Genomic DNA, 16492 nt, shown 5'->3' on the forward strand with positions numbered 1-16492 from the left:
ACGCCTGCGGCCTCGCGGCCTGAGGTCACGCCACGGTTTGTGCTGTGGCACCCTCTGATTTGTGGCAGAGTGTATCTCGTTTGCGGAACGAGGAGCCCGGCCGTTCGGCGAAGAACCGTGGGAGCCGGTCGTCTTGGCTCAGCACGGCGGCCCGCAGTTGCAGGATCGATTCGGCACCGTCGGGCCGGGTCCAATGCTTCTGTGTGCTCTTCACCCGGGCGTTGATCTCGCCCACCAGTGACTCGACCAAGCTACTCGTCGTCGGTAGCCCGTTGCGCCGGTATCGCGGGTACGCCATGCGATCCCGATTGTTCCCCAAGTAGGTCCGCGCGTGCGCCACCACCCGGCGCGGGTCCCGGCGCTCCTCGGCCGTCGCCGCCTCACCCGGTGGGGGCTCACCCAGCCGCGCCTGCCACTGATCCAGTTCGGTGAGCACTTCTCCAACGCGACCCTGCCAGCACGCGCGCATCCAGGCCACGTATTGGGACCAACCCGACGCCTCATCGGGGCTCACGGCCGCGGCCGACGAGAACACGTAACACACCGCGTGCAGGAAATCCACGATCGGCTCGAACGCACCAAAGTACCCGCGCCAGATGGTCCAGTTGTACGCCTGACCGTCGGCTACGAACGCCCGACGCGGGGCCTCATAGAAGCGCCGCTCCTGGGCCTCGGCGGCCATCATCGGGCCGAACGCGGTACTCCCCTCCAGGCTCGCCACGCACGTCCGCACCAACCGCGTCGGGGACCACCGCTCGGCCCCTTCGGGTTCCCCGGCCGGCACCGGGGGCGTCGATTCGTCCACGGTTTCCGGGGGCGCGACCTCGCCCGCCGGGCCCTTCATCTGCTGCACCAGGCGCCGCACCCGGCGCGGGCAGCGGAACGACTCGGGCGGCTCGGGGCACGGGTCCGTGGCGAACGTGGGGCCACTCAGGGTGGCCAGGCACGCCACCTTATCCTCCTTGTTCTGGGCGCCGTGAACACCCGGCCCGGAACCCGCGGCGCGGGTGCGGATGCGCCCCCCATCGACCTCCACCACCACGGCCACGGGGATCACTTCGGTCCGCGGCTCCAACTGGCGCCGCCGGTGCTCGACCACCTTCCGGTCGCGCCGGGCGATCAACTCGCGGCCCACCTCGTGAGCCAATCGCCGCACCTGGTTGTCGCTGATCGTGCCCCCGGTCATCCGCACCGCATCCGCGGCGTCACGGAACGACGAGAACCGGGCGGCGGCGGTGACGATGCGTTGAACGACCGAGGAACTGTACCCGTGCTCATCCAGCCCCAGTGTCACCCGCAGGGGGGAAAAAGTCCCGTCGGCAGGCGGGACAATGGGCGATCCGTTCGGGTTGCTGGACCGTGGCCCCTTGGGCCGCCAGGGTGCGGGTGTGTGGTCGGGTCGGGCACGGCTCGCCACACACCGGACACGGAACCTGTTCGGGCACCTTCCGGGCCTGCTGGTGGAGCATCTGCTGGAGGGCACCTTCGGTGAGCCCTTGTGCCGCCGCGGTGGCGATCTGCTCCATCGTCCGGAAGTCCACGTCCAATCCCGGCCCGTCGTCCCCGAACGCCCGCTTGGAAACGATTTTGCCCCACTCCGCCGCCAGTGCTCGAAGGCGGTCGAGTTCCTCGGCCGTGAAACGCGGTGTGCTCATGACTCGCCCCGCACGAGAGTTGCGGCGAAATCGCCCCGCGCTTTTCCTATCCCGTGCCCCGAGGACCGCAAGGCCTACTGCAAACCGTGGCGTGACCTCTCGCGGCCTCGCTTTCTCCTACTGACTTCGACTCGCGGCGGTGCTCATGGTGATCTACGGTGCGGGCCACGATCGCCCAAACCGTACCCCGAGGAACGCCATGCCCGTCGAGTTCGTGTCCGGGGACCTGTTCGTGAACCGTGTCAACGCGGAGGCGCTCGCCCACGGGTGCAACTGCGCCGGGTCGATGGGAGCCGGTATCGCGGTCGGGTTCAAGGAGCGCTATCCGACAATGTTCGAGGAGTTCCGCCGGAGGTGTAAAGCGAAACCGCCGGAGTTCGCGCTCGGGGACGTGTTCCTCTGGCGCGAAGAGGGAAAGCCGGCGGTGTTTAACTTGGGCACCCAAACGCGACCAGGGCGTGGGGCGACGTACCCCGTCGTTGAGGGCGTGCTGAAGGCGCTACGCGAGGCCGTTGACGAAGCCGGAATTCGTTCGCTGGCGATGCCGCGGATCGCCGCGGGATACGGTGGACTCTCGTGGAAGAAGGTTCGGGTGCTGATCGAAACGGCCTTCGCGAACTGGCCCGGTTTGCTTTGGGTGTACGAAGAGTACCAACCTGGGGTGTAAGACGCTGCCTGACGATCACCGGTGCCGTGGTTGTGCTGAATGATGTGAGATGACTGTCGAGGAAGACAAAAAAGAACCGGCCGCAGATCTTCGAGGTGTCGCCCATTCACCTCGTCGATTGCGGCCGGCTCGTAGGTACTATACCCGGTGAGTGGCGCCACGGCCAAGACTTAGCGAAAGGAATTATCGATTATCGATAGCGGCGCCCGATTTTCCGACACTCTTTCCTTTCTCCTGACAATAACCGACCGCCGGTCTAGCTAAATGCCGGTTTCATTACTAAGATTTCCAACAACAACAGCGACACTATTCGCTCCCCTCTCCCAACTAACAGACTTGTCCCGGCTCGCCCTCGGGACGCCGCCCGGATTGGGTTGAGGCCGCCCCGCGCTCTCGCTTCCCCGATCCGGGCGGTCCTGTTTTTCCATGTACCGGAAGTAACTCCAAAACCGTGCAGCCACAGAACAACTTCTACTCGTCTGTGAAACGCTTACGACGCAGCATGTGGTGATAGTGCTGGGCGAACCGGTGCGACTCGTCACGCACGTATTGAAGGAGCCGCAAAGCCGCCGAGTGCCGGCTGAGCTTGATCGACTCCTCGACACCGGGGCGGAAAATCTCTTCTTCTTGCTTTGCCAGCGAGATCAGGCACGGCGGGGTGATGCCGAGCGCCTGAAACGCTTCGACCGCGGCGTTCAACTGCCCCTTCCCGCCGTCGATGAGCAGGATATCGGGGAACACCTCGTCCTCGTCGCGGAGCCGCCGGAAGCGGCGTGTGACCACCTCACGCATACTGGCGAAGTCATCGACTCCCGCGACGCTCTTGATCTTGAACCGCCGATACCCCGGTTTGAACGGGATGCCGTCGAGGAACGACACGAGCGACGCAACGGTGTCCTGCCCGCTGAGGTGCGCGATGTCCATTCCCTCAATGGTGCGCGGGGTGGTTTCAAGCCCGAGCACTTTACGCAGCCCGACCAGCCCCTTCTTCGGGTCGATCGGGAACACCTCCGGTTGAACGTCTTTCGCTGCGTCGCCGCGCATATCGAGTTTCTGAACGGCCGTGATCTCGTCGCGAATCCGGCGCGCCTTCTCGAAGTTCAACTCGTCGGCCGCGGCGCGCATCTGCTTTTCCATCCGCCGCACCAGCTTGGCCGTTTTGCCTTCCAGGATGAAAATCAGCTTCTTGATTTGTGCGCGGTAATCGTCGCGCGAGACGCGGAAGTTGCACGGCCCCGTGCAACGGCGGATGCTGTGGAGTAAACAGGGCCGGAACCACTTCCAGCGGTCTTCACCCGATTTGATGTCGAGCGTGCAGGTGCGGAACTGCAACAGACGCTGGAGCACGTCCACCGCGATGCGGAGCGGCTTGGTGCTGGTAAAGGGGCCGTAGAGACGCACGCCCTTGCGCCGCGGCTTGCGCGTGATCTCGACGCGCGGAAATTCTTCACGGGTGCGGATTTGCAGGTAGGGAAAGGTCTTGTCGTCTTTGAGGTCTTTGTTGAACTTTGGGCGCAGGTCCTTGATCATCCGGGCTTCCGTGAACACGGCCTGGATGGCGTCGGTCGTCTCGATGTAATCCACGTCCCGGACCAGCGGCATCCAGTCCTTGATGCGCGGGTCGTTAACGGCCTCCTTACTGAAGTACGACGAGGCGCGGTTACGAAGGTTCTTGGCCTTGCCGACGTAAATGACGTTTGCGGCAGCGTCCTTCATGAGATAGACGCCCGACGAGGTGGGGAACTCGCGCACCTTCGCGGCCGGGTCGCGAGGGTCGGGGGTTTGCTGGCTGACCGGGGGAACCGGGTCTTCAATCATGAGAGGTGTCCTCGCGTTCAGTTCCCCATTGTAGCAGCATCGGCGCGAATTCTCACCCCACGAGAGCGTGCCGTGGGGTGTGTCGTTCTGATCTCCAATAACAACACCGGAAACGATACCCGCAAGTAACCGCGGCGTTCGCGTGCCATCAGAAGAGTGTGGGCCGTTAGCGTGCGCGGTTCAATTGCCAACTGAGAGGCGGAACGAGTTCGGGCGATTGTGACCGTTAACAGAATTCTGCAGCGTGTTGGCAAGCGCACCGGATTTGTGTGACAGCCGCACCTTCACGAACGAGTGAGCAGCGTTGTGCCCGTGAAGAAGGCGGACTGGAAGCCCTTCGGGTCCAAAGTCCGATCGTCGCAAGGCGTAAAGTCACAAAGTCAATGATAATAATGGCTTGTGACCTTACGACTTGCGGACCTGACGACTTGAGACTCGCAGTCCTAAACTCTGGCGAAAACCAGCGGGGCGAGGTCCGGGTAGAGCATTTCAATACAGTCCGGGCAAATACCATGCGTGAGCTGTTCCCCGGCAACCGGAACGTGTTCACGCCACTCGTCGTGCGTGGTTCGTTCGCGCTGGCAGTGGCAGCACACCCGTATCAGATCAGACAGCACACCGCACGAATTGCGCAGGTGATGTGGCAGCATTGCGCAGTCCCCTTCTCAACTCGGCCCGCCCGCTTCACGTCTCATCGCAAAAGTGTGGCGGTGCCTAAATTCACTGAGTCTTCAGGGCGTGAGATTGTTAACAGCAACAGATGTGCCGTATACTATCAGAATCAGATTGCAAACTACGGTTCGCCGCACGATTCATCACGACACCGTACCGAACGAGTCGCGGAGCGGCTCAAGGTGAAGAGCGCTCTCCTTTCAAGCGATCACGCTTTCACAAAGACGGTTACTGTGCCGCCCGATGTTCCGGGTGCTGGGGTAAGCAACCTGTTTCCGGAAGAGGTTAGTGTTCTGCCACCGAAATCGCGACGCGTTGCGCTGCGGGGCGGTGGCGATCGGCGGGGCGCTGTAACGGGGGTTACAGCGCCCCGCCGGTCGCTGCCGACTGGTCACCAGAGGGACATTCGCTGGCCGTTGACTGGTCACGGGCTGGCAATTCGATGGGTGGTCGCTCCCCACAAAATCACACCCTTTGCCCTGCGATCGCGGCTCGCCGGACAGACACGACACATTGCTGATGGAGGCGAATCCGTAGACGTAATGCGTTTTCAGGATTACATTTGCGTGCGGTTGTCATTAATTGGTCGCTTCCCGTTCAGGGCCGAATCCCGGTGTCAGCCGCTTCGCTTGGTGCCGTTGCGGCTGATGTTCAAAAGTCCGGAATTCCCTCGCAAGGGAAATGAAGGTGGGGCAATGCCGATCGGGCAGATCGGCCGATGTGTGACGGTTCGGCAGTTCGTAGGGACTTGTCTGTTTTTCAGTGCGATTCCGCCGGTCGCCTTCGTTGTGGATGTTCCACCGGTCGGATAATTTAGCCGGGTGCGATACGGCTTACTGGAGCTTGATCGAGTTCGGGCGCTCCGGCGGTGATGGGATCGTATGGCACCAGCCACTGGAGCACCTCGACACGGTTACCATCGGGGTCCGATACGAAAAAGCGGTCGGCGCCGTGGATCAGTGTCGTTTCCTGAATGGGAATGCCGTGTTCGGTGAAGTGGCGGCGGGCGGCTTGGGCGTCGGTGACACGAAGGCAGAAGTGCCGCGGGCTGCGGGTGTCCGGCTCGTTTTTCAACAGGAGATGAAGTGTGTGTCCGCCGCCGAGGTCGTACCACAAAGCAACGAAGTCGAAGGTTTTCGGTTTGGGAATCTCCTTCAAACCCAGCACGTCGTTGTAAAACCGCCGACTCCGGGCCACGTCCGTGATGATAACAGAGACGTGGTCAATGTGAGTCACAGTCAGACCGGGCATCGAACACCTCCAGCGCGGGGCGTACCAACCAAGGTTATCCTACTCGCGACGGAAGTCGGTGCTGTGGGTGCCGGGAGCGCATGGTTCCTGTGTCTGATGGTCCGTGGCCGACCTGACCTCCGCCCCGTTCGTTCTCGGCATTTTGTGGTGACGGGTTGGGAACCTGCGCCGCGATCAGGGAACTCTGCCATCAGCCGAAAGAACGACGGGGCGCTTGCTATAAGGCTGTCCGCCCGAACGGGCAGCGGAACGGGCTTCTCCCGCCGAGCGGCATGGCAAACGTCGTCGGAAAGGATCGGGGCTGCGCGGCGCCGATTGCAGGTCGATTCGGCAGCGTCTTAACCGCCACAGCAATCAGACTGGGACACGAATGGGCGGCGAATTCGGGCGGTCGGAATTTCTCCACACCTCTCGGGGGCTCAAATTGGTACACTCGCTTGGTGCCGCCGAACCTCCCCTCCGGCGTGCTCGCGGCTGCCAGGTTGCACCATTCGTGGTGAACGTCGCTCAGACCCGCGCCGCACAATTTCCGTTGACCCACATTCGTTGAGGTTCGCACTCATGCACCGTCGGATCACGTTCGCCCTGGCCGTTTTGGCCGTGGGCGCGCTCGTGGCCGCAGATCGGCTCCCGCGGGCGTCGGCCGCAGAGCCCGAAGTCGCCGGCAACTGGCTCCTCACGACTTCCCCCCGGGCGGGGATCGAGCAGGCCTACGCCATCATCAAGGTAGAACTGAAGGACGGCAAGCCGCAGGCCTCGGTTCTGCACTCGCCGCTCAAGGGATTGAAACTGAGCGTGAGCAAGTTCGCCGTCAGCGGCACCACGATCACGTTCGACAGCAGCATCGGCTGGGCATTCGAGGGATCGCTGGACCGGGGCGGTAAGGTCGCCGTCGGCAGCTTCGGTTCCGATCAACTCCCTAACCGGGCGAAGCTGACCCGCACCGACAAGACGGAACTGACCGCCGACGAGGCCATCGCCAAGACCGACGTACCGGCGCCGGCCGCGCAGGCCCAGAAGCTCAACGCCGCGCCGCTGCCGCTGCGGAACCAGGCCATGCGGGAGAAGGACGCCCAGAAGCGGGGCGAGTTGATGGCGAAGGCCACGGCGGCCCAGAAGGAGGCCGACGAGAAGGTGCCGGGGCTGCTCCGCGAGGTGCTGTCCGACCACAAGGACACCCTGTTCGCGCTCGACGCCGCTCTGGAACTGGTGCGGCGCGGGGCCAAGTCCAAGCTGACCGCCGACGAGGCCGGCCAGTTGCTGGCCCTGATCGAGCAGCGGACGGCCGGGTACGGCCCGCGGTACGCGCAACTGCAAACGATCGCGGCGGTCGAGGCGGTGGTCGCTCAGAAGGCCCTCGCGGGCACCGCGGAAGGGGCCGCCGAGCGGCTGTCCAAGGCGGCCGGGGCGTCGGCCGAGTTCCGGGGGCGCGCCCTGACGGCCCGCAAGGCCGCGCTCGAGGCCCTGGGCCGCGGCGACGACGCCAAGGCGGTGGCCGGGGAGATCGCGAAGCTGGAGGTGCAGATCGACACCGAGTACCTGGCCAAGGTGCCGCCGTTCAAGCCGACGGCGTTCGCCGGCCGCAAGGACAAGAGCGCGAACCGGGTGGCGGTGCTGGAGCTGTTCACCGGCGCCCAGTGCCCGCCGTGCGTGGCCGCCGACGTGGCGTTCGACGCGCTGCTCAAGTCGCACAAGGCGACGGACCTGGTGCTGCTCCAGTACCACATGCACATCCCTGGACCCGACCCGCTCACCAACCCGGCCACCGTGGCCCGCTGGGACTACTACCAAAAGGAGTTCCCGGACGACATGCGGGGCACCCCGAGCACCCTGTTTAACGGCAAGCCGCTGGCTGGCGGGGGCGGGGGCATGGCGAACGCCGAGAGCAAGTACAAACAGTACGCCGACATCATCGCCCCGCTGCTGGAAGAGACGACCGCGGTGAAGGTGGCCGGGAAGGTGACCCGAACAGGCGACAAGCTGGACATCGCCGTGGAGGTGACCGGGGCCGAGGGCGAGGACACCCGGCTGCGGCTCTTGGTGGTGGAGGAGAACATCAAGTACGTGGGCGGTAACAAGCTCCGGTTCCACCACCAGGTGGTGCGGGCGACCGCTGGCGGCGCGGACGGGGTGGCGGTCAAGGACAAGGCGTTCGCGCACACCGCGACCGTGGACCTGGGCACGGTCCGCAAGGACCTGACCACGTACCTGGACGAGTTCGCGCGGATGCGGCCGTTCCCGAACCCGGCCCGGCCGCTCGATCTGAAGGGTCTGCGGGTCGTCGCGCTGGTCCAGAACGACAAGACCAAAGAGATCCTTCAGGCCGCGCAGATTGATGTGCAAGGGGCGGAAGGCTCGCGCTGAGTGAGGGCTCCAGTCGCGTGAGGCGGTCGGGACCACGGCATCGGTCCCGGCCCGCCTCGCTGGACTGAGGCGGCAGCCGTTCGACGGTTCGTCCACAGCGGTCGCGTTCGAAATGCACTTTTCTGCGCGTCAGCCGAGTGTGTTCGTCCAAGGGAGTCGGGTGTGAGGAACGGACGAGCCCGTCACCCTTTCTTCGAGTGCAGAAGCGCGGCAAGTTCCGCCGCCGATTGGAACCGCCGCTCCGGGTTCTTGTCGAGGAGGCGAAGTACGACCTCTTCGAGCCATTCGGGGATGTCCGGTCGGATTTGGCGCGGGGGAACCGGGGCCGTGGAGCACACCGCGTAGAGGATCGCCATCAGCGCCTTCCCGCGGACGGGCGGTTGGCCCGTACAGAGGGCGTAGAGCACCCCGCCGAGGCTGAACAGGTCCGACACGGCGGTCACACTGTGCCCGTGAACCTGCTCGGGGGACATGAAGTGTGGGGTGCCGACCATTGCACCCTGTTGCGACATCTTGGCGTCGTCGCCGCTGCGCGCCAGCCCGAAATCGGCCAGTTTCGCCGTCCCGGTCTCGCTTTCCAGGATCACGTTGGCGGGTTTGATGTCCCGGTGAACGATCCCCTTCCGGTGGGCCGCGGCCAGCCCGGAGGCGATTTGGGCGCCGAGGTTCACGATCTGCGGCACCGGGATCGGGTGGCGCTGCTCGATGTACCGGTCGAGCGGCTCCCCCTCGACCAGTTCCATCGCCAGGTAGGGGAGCCCGGCGGCCTCCCGGACGGCGTACACGGTGACGACGTTGTCGTGTCGGATCGCGGCACACGCCCGGGCCTCGCGGGCGAACCGCTCGCGGGCGATGGGGTTGGCGCTCGTCTCCGGGGATATCATCTTGACCGCCACCCACCGCGCCAGGCTCGGCTCGAATGCCTTGAACACGACCCCCATGGCCCCGCGGCCCAGGACCGAGCGCAGCTCGTACTCGCCGAGCCGGCACCCGCGCGCGGGCAGCTCGCGGAGGAAGTCCGGCTGGAACTCGGGCAGCACCGGCCCGACGTTCACGCGCGTCGGCTGCTCGTGGCCGACGAACGGTGTGTGCCGGGCGGCCGCCCACACGTCGACGCGGGTCGCCGGGGCCTGGCGCGGCGCGGGCGGGCGCGACGGGGCCGGGGCGCGGCGGAACTTCGACCCCGGTGCCGCATGCGACCGGTTGGCGCCGAGCAGGTGCGCCATCTCCTGTGCGCCAGCCGACAGCACCTCGGCGAAGTCCGGGCAGTCGCGCACATCCCGGTTCAGCAGTTCGCCGAACTCGGTGATCTTCGGCACCACGCCGCGCATGAACCGGATCAGCGCCGGCTGGGGCAGGTCGTACCGGGTGCGGGCCACGAGCAGCACGTAATCCAGGAGGTCCGGGTATCGGATTACGGTGTCGAGGTTGGCGAGCAGCCCCGAGAAGTAGAGCAGCTCGGCCCGGCGCCGCAGGATGACGGGGCCGCCGGCGAGCTGGTCGGGGTTGTGGTGGTGGCGGATCGGCTCGACGACTTCCGGGGGCAGCTTCCAGCCGGCGAGGAGTTCCGCGCTGATCTCCGCGTGGCTGATGCCGAACACCTCGGTTTCGGCCTCGCACGCCTCGGACAGCAGCCGGTCGCCCCACCGCTCGGTCAGGTCCGCCCAGTCGTCGGGGTACGATTGTTGGAGCAGCACCGCGCCCAGGTCGCGGAGCAACCCGGCTACCATGTCGTCGGCCGGGCTGCTCCGGGGCTGGAGCGCGGAGAGCTCGTAAGCGATCAGCGCGCCGGCAACCGAGTTGATCTGGTTCGCCCGGGTGAGCGGGTCCGATTGAGCGCCTTTCGCGGCCGGCATCGACAGGCTCAGGACCAGTGAGCGCACCGTGCCCAGCCCGAGGACGGTGACGGCGCGGTCCAGCGAGGTGATCGGCTTGCTGCGCCCGTACAGGCACGAGTTCACAACCTTCAGCAGCCGCGCGCAGAGGGCGGGGTCCTGCCCCAGGAGCGAGACGATTTCGTCCGGATCGCAGTTCGGCCGGCTCGCGGCGTTTACGACCTGCAGCGCGAGCGCCGGGGGGGTCGGGAGGCGGCGCGGGTCCATGACCGCCGCAAGAATGCTGTTACGGTTGTGTGGCATGGCTGTGGGCGTGTCCGGGACGAGGGGTGGCGCGGACACATCTTCTCCTTACGCCCGTTCGGGGCGCCAATAACCACTCTACCGCAACGGTGCGGTGCGAACGGGGTGGAGTCAACCGACGGACGGGTCGGAACCGGATCGGTGCCGGACCGTGTTGATGTGATTCAGGCCGCGGGCGCAGTTTTCAGCCCTCACGCAGGGCGCGTGCGGTCGGAGCCGAACGCACGGTAACGTCGGCCGTGCCGGGCGAGATGTCGCCCGGCACGGCCGACGTTACCGACAACGACTTGGGCCGGCTTTAGTCGCGTGTTAGTGGATTATATCTTTGTGGACCCGATATTGTTGTCGGTGCGATTTTGTGCTCCAATGCCGCACCGACAACAATGTCGGGACCACATCAGGCGAACATAACACGCCGGGCTCGCTTATTACTTGCCGCAGCTGCTGCACCCAGACGAGGCGGTGCGACAGCCCGAGGCGCCGGTGAACGCAACCGAGGCGATGATCAGAGCGATGAGGAGAGCGCGCATGAAAGGTCCCTTCCGTGGCAGGCGAGAGTGACCGGCCGTCGTGGCCGGGGCTGATTCCCGTCGCGACACCGCGACCGGGAACTAGTGTGGAATATCGGCTTCTTTTCGGGGATGATGGAGCATCGGAATCACCGCGCGTGACGAGAAATGTCTCTGGCGGTCGGGCGGCACTGATGGTTCCGGTTATGCGGGTGCGACCGTGCATTACCTCCTGCTGTACGAAGTGGTTTCGGACTACGCCGAGCGGCGCGGGGCTTACCGGGCGGCCCATCTGGCACACGCTTGGGCCGCAGCGGACCGTGGGGAGTTACTGTTGGGCGGTGCGTTCGCCGACCCGGTCGACGGGGCCGTACTGCTTTTCCGGACCGATTCGCCAGTGGTGGCGGAGGCGTTCGCGGCCGCCGACCCGTATGTGCTCAACGGGTTAGTGACGAACTGGCGGGTGCGCAAGTGGACCACTGTGGTCGGAGAGGGGGCTGCAAACCCGTTGCGCACACTTTAAGTGCTGGGTGTCCTGTTCGGATCGCACGGATGGCAACCTCAGCCAGTCCCGCAGGACCGCATGATCCGGCGGCCCGTCGGCCATGACCCGGGGTTCGTGCCCGAGAGCGGCCGTCATCACCTTTCACGCGCAGGGCCGCACGGGCCAACAGAAGTTGTAGCGGCAGTAACGGAACGCGGTGGCCGCTCGGTGCGTGTCCCAGTCCTTCGAGAACCCGTCGCTGTTCCGCACCTTGCGGCTGCATGAGGTTGCGATGTGCGGTCACGCCGCCCTCGTCGGTGGCGGTGCGGCGGCATTATCAGCTTGGCCGCCCGGACCGCGCGGAGTGAAGCTGACGAGCTACCAACAGGTGTCACTGCCGGGCAGTGCCCTTTATGTTCATTTTCAAACTGTACAGTCCGGTGCCGGCGGTAATGAACAGAGTCTTCATGTCTTTGCCGCCGAAGCACACGTTGGCCGTCCACGGCTCCGGCACATCGATCTGTGCGACCTTCTTGCCGGTCTTGTCGTACACAGTCACGCCCTTGCCCGTGAGGTAGACGTTGCCCTGCTCGTCAATAGTCATCCCGTCCGAGCCCTGCTCGCAGAACAGAGCGCGGTTCTTGAGCGACCCGTCCTTTGCGGCGTCGTACCGGTAGGTCTTGTTCCCACCGATGTCCGCAACGTACAGAGTGCTGCCGTCCGGGGTGCCGATAATGCCGTTGGCCTGCTTCAGTTCGCCGGCATCGGCTCGGGAGAGCTTCCCGTCGGCGGACAGGAAAAACACCCCTTGCGTCGGCTGTTCCGCAGGGCCGCGCTTCCAATACCCGCGCTTGTAATACGGGTCGGTGAAGAACGCGCTGCCGTCGTCGCGGACCCAGATGTCGTTGGGGCCGTTCAGCAACTTGCCGCCGAACTCCTTCACCACCACCGTCTTCTCTTTCGTCTTCACGTCGATCTTCCACAGCTCGTTCTTCTCGTCCGCGCAGGCCCACAGGGCGCCGGCCTTGTCGAAGGCGAGCCCGTTGGAGCGCCCGCACGGCTCCATGAAGGTAGAGAGCTTGCCGTCCGTGCTCCACTTCAGGATGCGGTCGGTGGGCTGGTCGGTGAAGTAGACGTTGCCGTCGGCGTCGGGCGCCGGGCCTTCGGTGAACTTGAACCCGCCGGCGAGCTTCTCGACCTTCGCGCCGTCGGCCACCGGTGAAGCGCCCTCGGCTTTGGCCGTCAGGAAGCCCTCGGCGCGCATCCACTCCGCGCACCGCGCTGGCCAGGTCGCGTGCGGCTTTTCGGCCGCGCGCATCCCGAACCCGTGCCCGCCCGCAGAGTAGACGTGCATCTCCGCAGAAACGCCCGCCTTTTTGAGAGCGGCGATCATTTTGAGGCTGCCGTCGAGCGGGCCGTTGTCGTTGTAAGCCAGTGCGAAGAAGCACGGCGGCGTGTCTTTTGAAACGCGAATCTCCGACGCCAGTTGCTCCTTGTTCTCGCGGTCCACTACACCTCCGGGGTAGATCAGCACCGCAAAGTCGGGCCGGCAGCTCAGCGTGTCGGCCCCATCAACGGACTCGTAGGAGCGTTTGTCGCCGTTGGTCGCGGCCCACGCGGTCAGGTGCCCGCCGGCGGAGAAGCCGAGCATGCCCACCCGTTTCGGGTCGATGTTCCATTCACTCGCCTTGCTCCGCGTCAGGCTGAGCGCGCGCTGCGCGTCCTGTAGCGCCCCGAGCGGCGGCGCGCCTTTTGCAGTATCCGGGCGTCGCGGCACACGGTACTTCAGCACCACGCCGGTCACGCCGATCGATTGGAGCCACTCGCCCACCATCGTGCCCTCGTGCTCCCACGCGAGCACGTTGTACCCGCCGCCCGGTGCCACCACGACCGCCGCGCCGGTGTTCTTGTCTTTCGCCGGGCGGTAGACGGTCAGTGTCGGTTTCGAGACGTTGGTGACAGATGCGATCGCGTCGCGACCTTTCGCGGGAGTGGCCTTTTCTTCGCCGATGTCTACCTTCTCGCCCGGCGCACCCTGGGGCCACACGGTGACCACCGGGAGCGGTTCTGCGGAGCGTGCGAGGAGCGGAACGACCAGCGCGATCGCCAGCGCTGAGAGCAAACGGGTGCGGAACATGCGTGACCACCGGGAGGGGAAGGACGAGCCGCCATTGTTCCCGGAACGCATCCGCGGGTCAAATGTTCCCGGGTGCGACACGCGTTGATGTGATCGGAGGCGGCCAGCGTGTCGTGGTTGGTCGCACAGGGCAGGGGGCCTTATGCGACCGATCGGTGTCACTTCTTTGGGCCGGTGGGGGGCTTATCATCGCCCTCGTTTGTCCACTGGCGGCCGATCGTGTTAATGTCCTTTGGGACCGCTACGTTTGGCGGTTGCTGCCCGAATTCCTTCACGCGGGCCGCGCTGATCTTCTTCGTGTCGACTTTGAACTCTTTGTCGCGCTTGGCTTCCAGCTCCGGGTCGACCTGCCCGGGACCCATCAGCGACCAGATCAGCAGTGGCTCGCCCATCGGCACGGCGGTGGAGGGGTCGGGCCACGTGTGCCACGCCTTGCCCCACAGCGTCATCACCGCCTTCATGAACGTTTTTTCTTCCTCCGGGCTCATCTCGGGCGCGATGAGCCCGCCCCCCAGCACCTCGTAGGTGTGCGCGTGCCAGTACTTCTTTTCAGCCTCGGGTAGTTTTCGGTACGCGGCGTCGGAGATGAGGTATTCGACGCCGATCAGCTTCGCGTTCTTCCCGGTGCCGTCGTACAGGGTGCATTGAAACACGTCGCCGTCCGGGCCGCCGGTGTGGGCCGCGCAGAAGTGCTGCGTGATGAACTGGAGCTTCGGGTTCGTCTTGGCCATGTGGATGCCGCAGAAGTGGAAGTGCGGCGCGGACGTTGGTCCGCCGGCCTTCCCGTGGTCTGCGGCGGCGGACGCCTCCGACCCGATACCACATGCCGGCACCACGCCCAGCGCGGTCAGTGCCCCGAACAGCTCGCGTCGGTCCATACATTCACCCCCTGAGTGATGGGAAACCAGGGGGTGAATTACGACTTGGGGAGTGATAATTAACTGGACACAAGATCACATCAATGTGCTTTTACGCTCCTCGGCCCGCACAGCAGTTCCAAGTCCGCCAGCGGCATCCAGACTGACGCCGCCGCCGGCCGGTTACAGACAGTGGTGCCCCGAACTTGAAACCGCGCACTGGGAGCGCTCGGGGTCAGCCCTCGAAGTCTTTCGCGAACGCCTTCGGGTTCAGCTCCTCGCCGGTCGCGAACTTGGTCAGCTCCTTCCAGGTTTTAGATCGCCCGGGCTCGAACACCTTCTCTTTCATGAACGCGCCGACCTTCTTTTCGCCCACATAGAGCACGGCCTTCGGGTCGGCGCCGAACACCTCGCGCGACAGTGCGTGGTGGACCTGCGAGGCGAACAGTTGCCCCATCATGTAGTTGTGGTAGTAGACCGGTGCGCTGCAAATGTGGATCTTCGACGCGTAATCCGGCGCGTTCCGGTCCTTCGGCTTCTTCACCTGCTGGTACTGCTCCACCAGGTCCCACCAGAGCTTGTTCAGGTCTTGCGCGGGGTTCTCGTACATCGCCTTTTCGAACCGGAGCATCACCTGGCACCAGCGCGAGAAGATCAGGAGCTGGTTCCGCTGGATGGTCCGGGCCGCTTCGTCAAAGGCGGCGCCGCCGGCCACCGTCACGCCCATCTTTTCGAGCCACGGGCGCGACTTCGAGAACCGCTCGAACTGCATCGCCACGCCCTCGGTGGTGAGGATGTGGGCCTCGCCCCGGAGCAGGTACGGCACCTTCTGCGGGATGTTCTTCGACGAGTAGACCGCGTGCCCCAACTCGTGGAGCATGGTGCCCATCCAGTACTCGTTCGGCACGATGTTGGCGAGAACCCGGACGTCGCCCTCGCGGTCGATGTCGGTGCAGAACGCGTGCGGCGACTTGCCGGGCTTCTCCGTGAGGTCGCTGCGCGCGATCACGTCGTCGATGGGCAGCCCGATCCCGGTGTAGAACGTGCTGCACAGCTTCAGGATGTCGGCCTTGGTGTACGGCTCGTCTATGCTCGCCTCGTAGACCGCCGGCGCTTCCTGGAAGAACGGGTCGTGATAGTGCCACGGCATCAGGTCCGTGACCTTCACGTCGAGCTTCTTCGCGAGCCGCGCATCGATGTCGGCCTTGGCCTTCGTGAACGGCCCCTTCGTGAGCGTGTCGAGGTCGTCGAACAGCTTGATGAGTTCCGCGCCGTCTTGCTCGTTGAGCGTGAGCTGCAACTCGTGGAAGTTCTTGAACCCGAGTTGTTTGGCCGCCTCGTTCCGGTACCCGACCAGTTCCGCGAGGTCGGCCGCCACGGCGGCGCCGACGCCCTTGCTGGCTTCCCACACCTTCTGCCGCAGCGCGGAGTCCTTCGACTCCTTGAGGGTGTTGCGCACCTTGCTGTCGGCCAGTTCCTGGCCGTCCACCTTGGCGCGGTACACGTTGAACCCTTGCTCGACCGCGTTGGCCTTCGCGGTGATCTTCTTCAGGAGGTCCGGTGCGACCTGCTTTTCGAGGTACTGGAGGTGCAAGAGCCGGACCTGGCGCGCGACCGCGGGGTCTTTGAGCGTGCCGGCGTCAGCCGCGCTTTTGAGGGCCTTCACGCGGTCGAACATCTTCTTGTCGGAGAGGGCCGCGTCGATTTTGTTCTGGGCCTCTTCCTTCTTCTTGAAGTCCTCGTCCTTGCCGGTGATGTTGGCGTTCCACCACGCGATTCCGCTGGCGACCTCCAGCGGGTGCAGCTTTTCGACGTGTTCCTTGATGACCGCGGCGGCCTCGCCGTTGGGGTCGGCCCCGAGGAGTGCGTCGGGGGTTAATGATGCGGCCACGGTTGCGCCTCCGGCGATCAGGAACTGGCGACGGTCGAACGACATGAGC

The 16492-nt window shown here is 65.0% G+C and carries 12 protein-coding genes; 4 read left to right on the top strand and 8 right to left on the bottom strand.

Annotation, left to right across the window (positions count from 1 at the left end):
* Window positions 1-25: 25 nt before the first annotated feature.
* Entirely contained in the window at window positions 26-1186 is a 1161-nt protein-coding gene (locus tag GobsT_RS16980) for a LysR family transcriptional regulator (RefSeq protein ID WP_081471693.1), read from the bottom strand.
* Window positions 1187-1274: 88 nt separating this feature from the next.
* Entirely contained in the window at window positions 1275-1655 is a 381-nt protein-coding gene (locus GobsT_RS16985) for a hypothetical protein (protein ID WP_010041754.1), read from the bottom strand.
* A gap of 199 nt (window positions 1656-1854) precedes the next feature.
* On the opposite strand from GobsT_RS16985, the gene GobsT_RS16990 reads away from it, so the two are divergent.
* Window positions 1855-2322, top strand: coding sequence for a macro domain-containing protein (locus GobsT_RS16990; RefSeq protein ID WP_010041756.1), 468 nt, complete (start codon window positions 1855-1857; stop codon window positions 2320-2322).
* Between the two features lie 471 nt (window positions 2323-2793).
* Here GobsT_RS16990 and GobsT_RS16995 read toward each other — a convergent pair whose 3' ends face one another.
* Window positions 2794-4140, bottom strand: coding sequence for an excinuclease ABC subunit UvrC (locus GobsT_RS16995; protein WP_010041759.1), 1347 nt, complete (start codon window positions 4138-4140; stop codon window positions 2794-2796).
* Window positions 4141-4652: 512 nt separating this feature from the next.
* On the opposite strand from GobsT_RS16995, the gene GobsT_RS17000 reads away from it, so the two are divergent.
* Window positions 4653-5624, top strand: coding sequence for a hypothetical protein (locus GobsT_RS17000; RefSeq protein WP_148087771.1), 972 nt, complete (start codon window positions 4653-4655; stop codon window positions 5622-5624).
* Window position 5625: 1 nt separating this feature from the next.
* Here the strand turns inward: GobsT_RS17000 and GobsT_RS17005 are convergent, their stop codons facing one another.
* Entirely contained in the window at window positions 5626-6063 is a 438-nt protein-coding gene (locus GobsT_RS17005) for a VOC family protein (protein WP_010049994.1), read from the bottom strand.
* A 561-nt stretch (window positions 6064-6624) separates the two neighbouring features.
* Between GobsT_RS17005 and GobsT_RS17010 the strand changes: the two genes are divergently transcribed.
* Window positions 6625-8427: a hypothetical protein gene (locus tag GobsT_RS17010; RefSeq protein WP_010049996.1), complete on the top strand. Its 1803-nt coding sequence runs from the start codon at window positions 6625-6627 to the stop codon at window positions 8425-8427.
* Between the two features lie 182 nt (window positions 8428-8609).
* Here the strand turns inward: GobsT_RS17010 and GobsT_RS17015 are convergent, their stop codons facing one another.
* The gene (locus tag GobsT_RS17015) at window positions 8610-10604 is read right to left on the bottom strand and encodes a protein kinase domain-containing protein (RefSeq protein ID WP_232068364.1); all 1995 of its coding nucleotides are present in this window, start codon (window positions 10602-10604) and stop codon (window positions 8610-8612) included.
* 690 nt (window positions 10605-11294) lie between these two features.
* Here GobsT_RS17015 and GobsT_RS17020 point away from each other — a divergent pair.
* Window positions 11295-11597: a YciI-like protein gene (locus tag GobsT_RS17020; protein WP_010043359.1), complete on the top strand. Its 303-nt coding sequence runs from the start codon at window positions 11295-11297 to the stop codon at window positions 11595-11597.
* A gap of 352 nt (window positions 11598-11949) precedes the next feature.
* Here the strand turns inward: GobsT_RS17020 and GobsT_RS38820 are convergent, their stop codons facing one another.
* The 3 genes from GobsT_RS38820 to GobsT_RS17035 all read right to left on the bottom strand — a co-directional run bounded on the left by GobsT_RS38820 (window position 11950) and on the right by GobsT_RS17035 (window position 16488).
* On the bottom strand, window positions 11950-13695 hold the full coding sequence (locus GobsT_RS38820) for a gluconolactonase (RefSeq protein WP_010043361.1): 1746 nt from the start codon (window positions 13693-13695) through the stop codon (window positions 11950-11952).
* Window positions 13696-13853: 158 nt separating this feature from the next.
* Window positions 13854-14573: a DUF1264 domain-containing protein gene (locus GobsT_RS17030; protein ID WP_010043362.1), complete on the bottom strand. Its 720-nt coding sequence runs from the start codon at window positions 14571-14573 to the stop codon at window positions 13854-13856.
* Window positions 14574-14787: 214 nt separating this feature from the next.
* The gene (locus tag GobsT_RS17035; protein WP_010043364.1) at window positions 14788-16488 is read right to left on the bottom strand and encodes a M2 family metallopeptidase; all 1701 of its coding nucleotides are present in this window, start codon (window positions 16486-16488) and stop codon (window positions 14788-14790) included.
* Window positions 16489-16492 lie beyond the last annotated feature (4 nt).

The sequence above is a fragment of the Gemmata obscuriglobus genome, assembly GCF_008065095.1.
GTDB classification, from domain to species: Bacteria; Planctomycetota; Planctomycetia; order Gemmatales; family Gemmataceae; genus Gemmata; species Gemmata obscuriglobus.

Coding starts and splice junctions, on each gene's coding strand:
- GobsT_RS16980 (WP_081471693.1), bottom strand. CDS start 1,186: ATGACCGGGGGCACGATCAGCGACAACCAGGTGCGGCGATTGGCTCAC.
- GobsT_RS16985 (WP_010041754.1), bottom strand. CDS start 1,655: ATGAGCACACCGCGTTTCACGGCCGAGGAACTCGACCGCCTTCGAGCA.
- GobsT_RS16990 (WP_010041756.1), top strand. CDS start 1,855: ATGCCCGTCGAGTTCGTGTCCGGGGACCTGTTCGTGAACCGTGTCAAC.
- GobsT_RS16995 (WP_010041759.1), bottom strand. CDS start 4,140: ATGATTGAAGACCCGGTTCCCCCGGTCAGCCAGCAAACCCCCGACCCT.
- GobsT_RS17000 (WP_148087771.1), top strand. CDS start 4,653: ATGCGTGAGCTGTTCCCCGGCAACCGGAACGTGTTCACGCCACTCGTC.
- GobsT_RS17005 (WP_010049994.1), bottom strand. CDS start 6,063: ATGCCCGGTCTGACTGTGACTCACATTGACCACGTCTCTGTTATCATC.
- GobsT_RS17010 (WP_010049996.1), top strand. CDS start 6,625: ATGCACCGTCGGATCACGTTCGCCCTGGCCGTTTTGGCCGTGGGCGCG.
- GobsT_RS38820 (WP_010043361.1), bottom strand. CDS start 13,695: ATGTTCCGCACCCGTTTGCTCTCAGCGCTGGCGATCGCGCTGGTCGTT.
- GobsT_RS17030 (WP_010043362.1), bottom strand. CDS start 14,573: ATGGACCGACGCGAGCTGTTCGGGGCACTGACCGCGCTGGGCGTGGTG.
- GobsT_RS17035 (WP_010043364.1), bottom strand. CDS start 16,488: ATGTCGTTCGACCGTCGCCAGTTCCTGATCGCCGGAGGCGCAACCGTG.